This is a genomic window from Flavobacterium sp., from assembly GCF_020217025.1.
Classification (GTDB): domain Bacteria; phylum Bacteroidota; class Bacteroidia; order Flavobacteriales; family Flavobacteriaceae; genus Flavobacterium.
This window is the reverse complement of the sequence record NZ_JAIWOF010000086.1, coordinates 1-10,000: the sequence shown is the minus strand read 5'-3', so window position 1 is coordinate 10,000 and position 10,000 is coordinate 1. Positions and strand designations below refer to the sequence as shown.

At 32.6% G+C, this 10,000-nt stretch carries 9 protein-coding genes and 1 pseudogene; 5 read left to right on the top strand and 5 right to left on the bottom strand.

Going from position 1 to position 10,000, the window contains the following annotated elements; translation table 11 throughout:
• Nucleotides 1-452 (bottom strand): annotated as a pseudogene (locus LDL23_RS04205) (PCRF domain-containing protein); the annotation flags it as partial.
• A 175-nt stretch (nucleotides 453-627) separates the two neighbouring features.
• Between LDL23_RS04205 and LDL23_RS04200 the strand changes: the two are divergent.
• Both LDL23_RS04200 and LDL23_RS04195 read left to right on the top strand, forming a co-directional pair.
• Nucleotides 628-1,653: a GntG family PLP-dependent aldolase gene (locus LDL23_RS04200; protein WP_291264590.1), complete on the top strand. Its 1,026-nt coding sequence runs from the start codon at nucleotides 628-630 to the stop codon at nucleotides 1,651-1,653.
• 79 nt (nucleotides 1,654-1,732) lie between these two features.
• Entirely contained in the window at nucleotides 1,733-2,506 is a 774-nt protein-coding gene (locus LDL23_RS04195; RefSeq protein ID WP_291264589.1) for a sulfite exporter TauE/SafE family protein, read from the top strand.
• Here LDL23_RS04195 and LDL23_RS04190 read toward each other — a convergent pair.
• Nucleotides 2,499-2,822, bottom strand: a complete 324-nt coding sequence (locus LDL23_RS04190; RefSeq protein ID WP_291264588.1) for a YbaB/EbfC family nucleoid-associated protein — start codon at nucleotides 2,820-2,822, stop codon at nucleotides 2,499-2,501. The two genes, LDL23_RS04195 and LDL23_RS04190, sit on opposite strands and share 8 nt — an antisense overlap.
• A 140-nt stretch (nucleotides 2,823-2,962) precedes the next feature.
• Between LDL23_RS04190 and LDL23_RS04185 the strand changes: the two genes are divergently transcribed.
• The 3 genes from LDL23_RS04185 to LDL23_RS04175 all read left to right on the top strand — a co-directional run bounded on the left by LDL23_RS04185 (nucleotide 2,963) and on the right by LDL23_RS04175 (nucleotide 7,409).
• The gene (locus tag LDL23_RS04185; RefSeq protein WP_291264591.1) at nucleotides 2,963-5,023 is read left to right on the top strand and encodes a S9 family peptidase; all 2,061 of its coding nucleotides are present in this window, start codon (nucleotides 2,963-2,965) and stop codon (nucleotides 5,021-5,023) included.
• A gap of 137 nt (nucleotides 5,024-5,160) precedes the next feature.
• A complete protein-coding gene (locus LDL23_RS04180) occupies nucleotides 5,161-6,201 on the top strand; it encodes a PLP-dependent cysteine synthase family protein (protein ID WP_291264587.1) in 1,041 nt (346 codons plus the stop codon).
• A 116-nt stretch (nucleotides 6,202-6,317) separates the two neighbouring features.
• Nucleotides 6,318-7,409: an FUSC family protein gene (locus LDL23_RS04175; RefSeq protein ID WP_291264586.1), complete on the top strand. Its 1,092-nt coding sequence runs from the start codon at nucleotides 6,318-6,320 to the stop codon at nucleotides 7,407-7,409.
• A gap of 23 nt (nucleotides 7,410-7,432) precedes the next feature.
• Here LDL23_RS04175 and LDL23_RS04170 read toward each other — a convergent pair whose 3' ends face one another.
• From LDL23_RS04170 to LDL23_RS04160, 3 genes are all read right to left on the bottom strand, one after another.
• Nucleotides 7,433-7,882, bottom strand: coding sequence for an SRPBCC family protein (locus LDL23_RS04170; RefSeq protein WP_291264585.1), 450 nt, complete (start codon nucleotides 7,880-7,882; stop codon nucleotides 7,433-7,435).
• 213 nt (nucleotides 7,883-8,095) lie between these two features.
• Nucleotides 8,096-8,701 (bottom strand): DUF6705 family protein, encoded by a 606-nt coding sequence (locus LDL23_RS04165; protein WP_366935468.1) that lies wholly within the window; start codon nucleotides 8,699-8,701, stop codon nucleotides 8,096-8,098.
• A 5-nt stretch (nucleotides 8,702-8,706) separates the two neighbouring features.
• A partial coding sequence (locus LDL23_RS04160) for a hypothetical protein (RefSeq protein ID WP_291264583.1) occupies nucleotides 8,707-10,000 on the bottom strand: 1,294 nt, incomplete at its 5' end.

Here is a 10,000-nt window from a genome sequence, read left to right as displayed (position 1 = left end):
CGCCCCACATCAAATACATTCGCATTAACATAGATGCCCAATCACAACTTTCAGTTCCACCAGCGCCTGCCGTAATTTGCAAAACAGCACTCATGCTATCTCCTTCATCGGAAAGCATGTTTCGGAACTCTAAATCTTCAATGTGTTGTAAGGTTTTTTGATATTGCTCTTCAACTTCTTCTTCGGTTACATCGCCTTCTTTGAAGAAATCCATCATAATTTGAAGTTCTTCAGAAAGTTCTAAACCTTTATTATAATCTTCAACCCATTTCTTTTTAGAACGTAGGTTTCTGATAATGATTTCGGCTTCTTTGGCGTTGTTCCAAAAGTCGGGAGCAAAGGTTTTTTCTTCTTCGTTAGTTATTTCAATCGTTTTGGCATCGATGTCAAAGATACCTCCTTAACGCACCAAGGCGATCAATAATATCTCTGACTTGTTCTGTATTAATCATAAATATTGTAGTTTTGTTTTGAAATGGGATGCCATAGCCCCGATAGTAGTGGAAATCCTTTTTTTAAATTTTACTTCGACAAGCTCAGTATGACAAAATTTAAAAAAAGATTGCAACGGATAGCGGGAATTAGCTCCTTAAAATTTTTATCAAAAATAAGGTATCTGATTGATATATGGAAATAAATTTAGTGAGTGATACGGTAACCAAACCTTCGGTGGAAATGTTGAACGTAATGTTTAACGCAAAAGTTGGTGATGATGTATATAAACAAGACCCAACAGTTAATGAGTTAGAGGAAACTTTAGCAGATTTGTTTGGGATGGAAGCGGCTTTGTTTTTTCCTTCAGGAACTATGGCAAATCAAACGGCGATTAAGTTACATACTCAGCCTGGCGAGCAGGTAATTTGCGATAAATACTCGCATATTTATCATTATGAAGGTGGTGGCGCATCATTTAATAGTGGGGTTTCATGTTGTTTGGTAGATGGAAATCGAGGAATGATTACCGCCGATTTAGTTAAAAACGGAATCAATGATCCGGAATTTTATCATGCGCCTTTAACTTCGTTAGTAAGTATTGAAAACACAACAAATAAAGGAGGTGGTGCTTGTTATGATTTACAACCTTTGCAAGAAATTAAGCAAGTTTGCATTGAAAATAATTTGAAATACCATTTAGATGGTGCACGTTTGTGGAATGCTTTGGTAGCAAAAAAACAACATCCGAAGCATTTTGGCGAATTGTTTGACACGATTTCGGTTTGTTTATCTAAAGGATTAGGAGCTCCAGTTGGTTCGGTTTTGCTAGGAAGTAAGGCGGATATGCATCGTGCTTTGCGTATTAGAAAGATTTTTGGAGGGAATATGCGTCAATCCGGATATTTAGCAGCGGCTGGATTATTTGCGTTGCAGAATAATATTAGTCGTTTAGAAATTGACCATAGAAGAGCGAAAGAATTAGGAAGTTTGTTAGAAAAAATGCCTTGGATTGCTAATGTAGAACCTGTGGAAACCAATATTTTGATTTTTGGCTTACAACCTTTTGTAGATGAGAAGCTTTTTATGGACAAATTGAAACAAAAAGGAATAGCAATTAGTTCAATGGGACATGGAAAACTTCGTATTGTAACACATTTGGATTATAAAGAAGTGATGCATGAATATGTAATGGAAGTTTTTTCTAAATTGTCTTTTTAATTTTTTGGAACACAGATTTAAGAAATTAGAATAATTTGTAAAATTAAACCTGAAACCTGAAACTTGAAACAATAATTTTATGGAAATCATAATCATATCAATTGTTGCCTTTTTAACTGCTATTTTAACCTTTTTTTCTGGGTTTGGATTGGGAACTTTGTTGACTCCGGTTTTTATGTTGTTCTTTCCAGTTGATATTGCTATAGGTTTGTGTGGATTGGTTCATTTTGCCAATAATTTATTCAAGTTTTTCTTAGTTGGAAAGCATGCTAATAAAGAAGTTTTATTGAAATTTGGAATTCCTGCAATTATTGCCGCTTTTGTAGGTTCTTGGTTGTTGTTGCAAATTTCCGATTTAGAACCTTTGTTTAGTTATTCGCTTTTTGGAAAACAATTAGACGTTTTTCCAGTGAAATTCATCATTGCCCTTTTATTAGTGATTTTTGCCCTTTTAGACTTGATTCCGTTTTTAAGTAAATTAGAATTTGGAAAAGATAAATTGCCTTTAGGTGGAATTTTAAGTGGATTTTTCGGTGGACTTTCTGGACATCAAGGTGCTTTGCGAAGTGCATTTTTGATTAAAGCCGGTTTATCCAAAGAAAGTTTCATCGCCACAGGAATTGTAGTTTCGATGTTTATCGACTTTACGCGATTGAGTGTTTATGCTTCAAAAATCACGACTTATACCTTGTATGAAAACAAAGTATTGTTGATTTCGGCAACGCTTTGTGCGATTGCTGGAGCGTATTTGGGTAACCAACTTTTAAAGAAAGTTACCCTAAAATTTCTCCAAGTTTTTGTCGCTGTTTTATTGCTTTTAGTTGCTATTGCTCTGGGAATGGGAATTATTTAAACATGTCCATACCAGGAATGTTTGGCATGCCTTCTTTTGCTACTGCTGCTAACTCTGTTTCGTGAACATTTGTTGCTTTTTCTATAGCTTTGTTTAAAACGTTAACTAAATAATCTTCAAGCATTTCCTTGTCGTTAAGTAAATCATCACTTACGGTAATGTTTTTAATTTTTCGGTTAGCAGTTAAGGTAACTTCAAGCAAGCCATCAGTACTTTTTTCATCAATTAAAACGAAGTCTAAACGTTTCTTAGTTTCTTCTACTTTTTGCTGGGTTTCTTTTAGTTTTCCCATCATGCCCATGATATCTCCAAACATAATTTTAAGTTTTTTTATTCGGACAAAAATACTAAATTAGCGGTTAATAATTATTGTAAAACTTCATGAAAAAAATCACGTATTTCCTTTTAGGTTGTGTTATTTTTGTTCCCGTTCACAGTCAAAATAAAACAAAAAAAATGTCTGATAAATTACAGCCACCAGTTGCCAAAATAATACCAAAAACATTAGAAAAGCACGGTGATAAAAGAATTGATAACTACTATTGGTTAAATGAAAGAGAAAATCCAGAAGTTATTGATTACTTAAATAAAGAAAACGAATATTACCAAAAATCTACCGCTCATACGAAACAATTACAAGACGAATTGTTTTTGGAAATGAAAGGAAGAATTAAAGAAGATGATAGTTCGGTTCCTTATTTATACAATGGATATTACTACATCACACGTTTCGAAAAAGGTAAAGATTATCCTATTTATTCTCGTAAAAAAGGAAGTTTAGATGCCAAAGAAGAAATCATGTTCGATTGCAACGAAATGGCAAAAGGACATGCGTACTTTAATTTATCTGGAATTAGTGTTAGTGAAGATAATAAATGGGTTGCTTTTGGAGTGGATTTGGTTTCGAGAAGACAATATACCATTCAAATTAAAAACTTACAAACAGGTGAAATTCTTCCTGTAAAATTAGAAAATACTACTGGTGGTTCTACTTGGGCTGGCGATAACAAAACCTTGTTTTACACGCGTAAAGATGCACAAACCTTACGTTCTGATAAAATTTACAAGCATACTTTAGGAACTGACGCTTCGACAGATACAATGGTTTTTCATGAAAAAGATGATACGTTCAATACGTTTGTTTACAAAGAAAAATCAAAGAAATATTTAGTAATTGGTTCTTCTAGTACGTTGACTTCTGAATACCAAATTTTAGATGCGAAAAATCCGAATGGCGAATTTAAAATTTTCCAAAAAAGAACGCGTGGATTAGAATATTCGATTTCGCATTATGGTGATAGCTTTTATATTGTTACTAACAAAGACAAAGCGACTAACTTCAAATTAATGAAAACACCAGAAACCGCAACTGCTGCTGAAAACTGGACAGATTTAATTGGACATAGAAAAGATGTTTTATTAGAAGGAATCGAAATTTTCAAAGATTATTTGGTAGTTGAAGAACGTTCAAACGGATTGAATAAGATCCAAATTCGTCCATGGAATGGAAAAGGCGAGTACTACTTACCATTTGAAAGTGAAACCTATACAGCTTACACTACAACCAATGTAGATTTTGATACTGAAATTCTTCGTTATGGTTACCAATCATTGGCAACACCATCTTCTGTGATTGATTTCAATATGAGAACAATGGAGAAAAAAGTTCTAAAAGAACAAGAAGTATTAGGTGGAAAATTCGACAAAAATAACTACATCGAAGAACGAGTTTGGGCAACTGCAGCTGATGGAACTAAAGTGCCAATTTCGATTGTGTATAGAAAGGGTATTAAAAAAGATGGTAAAAATCCATTGTTGTTATACGCTTATGGTTCTTACGGAGCTACTATGGATCCTTATTTTTCATCCACTCGTTTGAGTTTATTGGATAGAGGATTTATCTATGCAATAGCCCATATCAGAGGAGGTGAGGACTTAGGTAGAGAGTGGTATGAGAACGGAAAACTTTTAAAGAAAATTAACACTTTCACCGATTTTATCGACTGTTCAAAATTTGTGATTGCTAAAAAATATACGTCGCCAGAACATTTATATGCTGAAGGTGGTTCTGCAGGTGGTTTGTTGATGGGAGCAATTGTGAATATGAATCCTGAATTATACAACGGAGTAATTGCACAAGTTCCGTTTGTGGATGTAGTTACGACTATGTTAGATGATACTATTCCATTAACTACAGGAGAATATGACGAATGGGGAAATCCAAATGATAAAAAATACTACGATTATATGTTGTCATATTCACCGTATGATCAGGTAAAGGCGCAAGCTTATCCAAATATGTATGTTTCTACAGGTTTGCATGATTCGCAAGTACAGTACTGGGAACCAGCTAAATGGGTAGCAAAATTACGTGTTATGAAAACTAATGACAAACAGTTATTTCTTGATACTAATATGGATGCTGGTCATGGAGGTGCTTCAGGACGATTTGAAGCACTTAAGGAATTAGCAAAAGAATTAGCATTTTTGTTAGATTTAGAAAAAATTAAGAAGTAGTTAAACTTTTTTTGTTAAATTTGCAAGGTTTTAGAAGTGTCAAATATGACAATTTTGAGATATTAAATAAGTATAAAATACAAAAGTGCTAGTAAAGCATAGTATTTTGGAAACATTAAAACAAACAGTATCTTCATATGAAAGAAGAAATAAAAGCCTATAATAGTGTATTAGATTTAATTGGGAATACACCATTAATCAAACTGAATAAAATTTCAGCTGATTTACCAGGTAATTTCTATGCAAAAGTTGAAGCCTTTAATCCAGGTCATTCTACAAAAGACCGTATCGCGTTGTATATTATTGAAGAAGCAGAAAAGAGAGGTATCCTTAAACCAGGTGATACCATTATCGAAACTACTTCTGGGAATACAGGTTTTAGTTTAGCCATGGTGAGTATTATCAAAGGATATGATTGTATCCTTGCGGTGAGTTCAAAATCATCAAAAGATAAAATCGACATGTTACGTTCAATGGGAGCTAAGGTTTATGTTTGTCCGGCTCACGTTTCTGCTGATGATGAACGTTCTTATTATAATGTTGCAAAAAGATTACACGAAGAAACTAAAGGTTCGGTTTACATCAACCAATATTTTAACGATTTAAATGTAGATGCACATTACAAATCTACAGGACCAGAAATTTGGGAACAAACAGGCGGTCAAATTACACACTTAGTTGCTTGTAGTGGAACAGGAGGAACTATTTCTGGAACAGCACGTTTCTTGAAAGAACAAAATCCAAATATAAAAATTTTAGGAGTTGATGCTTTTGGCTCGGTTTTGAAAAAATACCACGAAACAAAAGAATTTGATAACGCTGAAATCTATCCATACCGTATTGAAGGTTTAGGTAAAAACTTAATTCCAACAGCTACAGATTTTGATGCGATTGATAAATTTATCAAAGTTTCAGATGAAGAAAGTGCTCACACTACAAGAGAATTAGCTAAGAAAGAAGGTTTATTCGTAGGATATACTTCTGGAGCCGCTTTTCAAGCCGTGAAACAATATGCTGAAGAAGGCGAATTTGATGCAAACAGTAATGTAGTTATCATTTTCCCCGATCATGGTTCAAGATACATGAGCAAAGTATTTAGCGATGATTGGATGAACGAACAAGGTTTCTTTGATTCGGTTAACCAAGAAGAAGCTTTAAAAATTGAAATTATCAAGTAATTGATTTTAGATATAGAAAATCCCAATCGAAAGATTGGGATTTTTTGTTAAAACTATTAATTTCATTTAGTGTTAAGTTTTAAAACAACTAACTTTACTCTTTGAAAATTCTTAGAATGAGTAATTTTAAATTCATGTTGAACTCAGTTGTTGATAAAATAAAATCTTTTTTTGAACTCAAAAAAAATAAACGCTCGCGTCATATTCCTTTTTTGGCTTCACTTTGTGTGGCAATTCCTCTTTTTTTGGCATTATATTTTGATAATTTTGGAAAAGGTTTAATGGCAAGTTTAGGAGGTTTGGTTATTTTATACTACCAGCCTAATATTTCCTTTGGAAGCCGAATGCTAACCCTATTAGTTTGTTCTTTAGGATTTACATTTTCACTTGGAATTGGGCTTATTTTTAGCTTTAATCCTTATGTTTCAGCGATTGTGCTTGGTTTTTTCGCAATGGGAATTCATTTAGTTACAACCTATTTTAAAATTAAACCACCTGGTAATTTTTTCTTTATTATGATTGCTTCGATGGCAAGTTGTCAAAGTTATAATTTAGAGATGATTCCTGAAAAAATTGGTTTTTTATTTCTGGGAACAATGTTAGCATGTTTTTTAGCTTTATGTCACGGATTGCTAACGATTAAAAAAGAACAAACAACAGAAATCTTTGTCATTCAAATTAAAAAAGGAAAATTTGTTTCACTAATTGACTCAATAGTTATCGGAGTATTCATTGCGATTTCGTTAATAATAGGGCATTTACTCGAAATGAAAAACCCGTATTGGATTCCTATTTCTTGTCTTGCAATTTTACAAGGAATTTCAAAGCAACACGTTTGGGAACGAATGCTTCATCGTATAGTTGGAACCTTTATAGGAATTGGACTTTGTTGGTTGATATTGTTGTTTTGTGATACGCCACTAAGTATTTGTATTACAATTTTTGTGTTGCAATACTTAGTAGAAGTGTTAATCGTTAAAAATTATGCATTGGCGATTATTTTTATTACACCCATGACCATTTTATTAACCGAAATAGGAAGTTCGTTTACTGCGAATACCGAAATCATTGTATCTGCACGTTTTTTAGATATTACTATTGGTAGTATTTTAGGTGCTCTTGGCGGATGGTTCATTTACAATCAACGATTCAAACACAAAGCCACGCAACAATTACGAAAGACTAGCGTTATGATGCGTAAAAAATGATTTACTCTTAAATAACTAAAAAATTAATTATCCGGTATATTAGGTTCTACCAATTTCTTCAATTTTTCTAACGATTCTTGCCAACCCAAGTAACACATTTCTGTAGGAATCATTTCGGGAATATTTTCTTGTAATATTTTGATTTCTGTACCACAAGAAACTTCTTTTAACCAAACCGAAGTAGTCATTTCTCCAGGTAAGTTGGGGGCATCAAAAGTGTCGGTGTATTTTAAAAACTCGTTGGGTTTTACATCGAGATAAGTTCCACCAAATGAATGTCCGTTTCCCGTTGTAAAATTGATAAACGACATTTTAAAGCCGCCACCAATTTTCACATCCATACTGTGAACCTCACACAAAAAACCATAGGGTGGAATCCACGAAGCCATTGCATTTGCCTCTGTAAATGCACGAAACACCTTTTCAGGTGGAGCCGTTATTACGCGATGTAACGATACAAAATTAGCTGCCATATTTTTTTATTACTAATTTACGAAAAAAAGGATTGGATTTTGTTTTGTGGGCACAGAATGTAATTCTGCGCTATCGGGTTAATGGATAGGTGTTTTGCGCTTTGCAATTAATTATAACCATTAGTAAAACGTATGTTTAAATTTTTCATCATTAATAAATATACAAAAAAAAGTAACAACGACTTTATATTTTAAAAGTCGTTGTTGAGAGGTTTATTGTTTTATCATGATAAAATTTGCTCCAATTTCAATTATTGGATTTGCATGACCAGTTGTTGGATCTCCTTCAACCCTTGCTGGAGGTGGTGTGCCCCATTTATATACTTCTAATGCAGGTTGACCATTAACAACTATTAATCTTAAGTTTAAGTCTGCTCCCCACTGGCTTAATGGTTCAACTAAAATTAAACGTAATCTTTTTTCATTTGGATTGCAATAATTACACTTAGGGATGTTATGATTTTCTAAAATACGATTACCATTTACATAATGAGCTATTTGCATTGGATAATTTGTATTAAAGCTGTTTAGAGTATTTATTTTTTCTATTCCATTTTTAATATATTGATATTCGCCTACTATTAAATCTTCATACGAATTGTTGATAAAAGGAGCTCTAATTACTTTTCGTAACTTAATTTTTAATGTGTCTGTAGGGCTGCTGTAAACCCATGTGCCTACATAAGGGTCAAGTAAATTGTTTATATCTTTGTAGTAGACACCATTTGGGCTTGAGCCATTCATGTCTTCAATATTTATAATTTGTGAAAACATATTTAAGTTGCTAAATATAAATATAAGTGCAAATATTTTTTTCATAAGATTTAATTATTACAAGGTTTTTCAATTACTGGATTTACAAGATAGGATACTGGATCTAAATTTTTTTCTAATTTTTTCCAATTAGAAAGATTGTCTTCTGCTTTATAAAGCGAAATTCCATAGCCATCAAAATATTCTAAAAAGGCTTTTTCTAAGTTTGTTTCTGATTCAAATTTATCGCCTAATTTTTCATTTAGTTTTTTTATTTTTAAGTTTAAATCCATTGTTCCTAAAGAATTTAATTGATTATTCATTTTGTTTCTAAAATTCCTCATGTTTTCAACTTTTAAAGCATAAACATCATTTGTATTGGTAACAGGGTTGTAAGTAACAAGCATTAAAGTTAAATCATTTCTATAAATGTTACTTAATTGGTTGAGCATTAGATACTGATATGCATCTCCCCATGAAAACATAGAATAGGTTAATGGATATGGATGTGTATGAATAATAATGATTGTTTGATTTGATAATATTGGTACATCAATACTTCTATCTAAACTTAAAGGCATTACGTTTTGAGTGTAAGAATAATTATTTGAAATAGGTAGTTGTGGACTTAAATTGTTTTTGTTAATCCTAGTAGCATTCTCCCCAAAATGATATAAATTAGTTTTATAATTTTGTAGAATAGGATTAATATTTGCTTTGTCTGTTTTTTGAGTTTCTTTTAAAGAAATACAAGGATCAATTTCATTATTTTCTTCATTTTCCTCCTCCAATTCCAAAACTGGAGCTGTAACAATAGGGTTGTTGTTGCCGCTATCGTTATGCGGAGTGTCTAAATCATCTGTACCACCTGTACCACCGCCACCAGTTATATCTATAGGGTTGCTTGAAGAACCTCCACCATCATCATATGTTACACATACTTGCTCGCACGATGTAGAAATAGAGCTAGTTGGGCAGTTTGCACCGGGTGTGTGAGGTGTTTGATATTCAGAACTATAATTCGGCTTACAGTCATAACACAATGTTGTACAAACAGTACTGCAAACATTTGTTATTTTGTTTGTCGTATTAATTAAATTATCGTTGTACACAATAAGTGTTATGGTTCTATTGCCATTAAAATCGCCGTTTAAAAAATAACTTTCAATTGTAGCAGGCTGAAAAGGGACATATTTTATTATGTTAGCTGTAGTTTCGCCACTATTTAACTGTTGTACAATTAAGTTTTCAAAAGAATTTACATCATCTATTGCTCTGTTAATTAAAATAGTGTACGATGTTGCACTTTCGGTTTCAATTACTTTTACAGGCTTGTTAGCTATGGTAAATTGATACTGTTCTTCC

Excerpts from the sequence above, each read along its gene's own strand:
- LDL23_RS04180 (WP_291264587.1), top strand. The coding sequence starts at position 5,161 with ATGAAAGAAGAAATAAAAGCCTATAATAGTGTATTAGATTTAATTGGG.
- LDL23_RS04190 (WP_291264588.1), bottom strand. The coding sequence starts at position 2,822 with ATGTTTGGAGATATCATGGGCATGATGGGAAAACTAAAAGAAACCCAG.
- LDL23_RS04200 (WP_291264590.1), top strand. The coding sequence starts at position 628 with ATGGAAATAAATTTAGTGAGTGATACGGTAACCAAACCTTCGGTGGAA.
- LDL23_RS04165 (WP_366935468.1), bottom strand. The coding sequence starts at position 8,701 with ATGAAAAAAATATTTGCACTTATATTTATATTTAGCAACTTAAATATG.
- LDL23_RS04170 (WP_291264585.1), bottom strand. The coding sequence starts at position 7,882 with ATGGCAGCTAATTTTGTATCGTTACATCGCGTAATAACGGCTCCACCT.
- LDL23_RS04175 (WP_291264586.1), top strand. The coding sequence starts at position 6,318 with ATGAGTAATTTTAAATTCATGTTGAACTCAGTTGTTGATAAAATAAAA.
- LDL23_RS04185 (WP_291264591.1), top strand. The coding sequence starts at position 2,963 with ATGTCTGATAAATTACAGCCACCAGTTGCCAAAATAATACCAAAAACA.
- LDL23_RS04195 (WP_291264589.1), top strand. The coding sequence starts at position 1,733 with ATGGAAATCATAATCATATCAATTGTTGCCTTTTTAACTGCTATTTTA.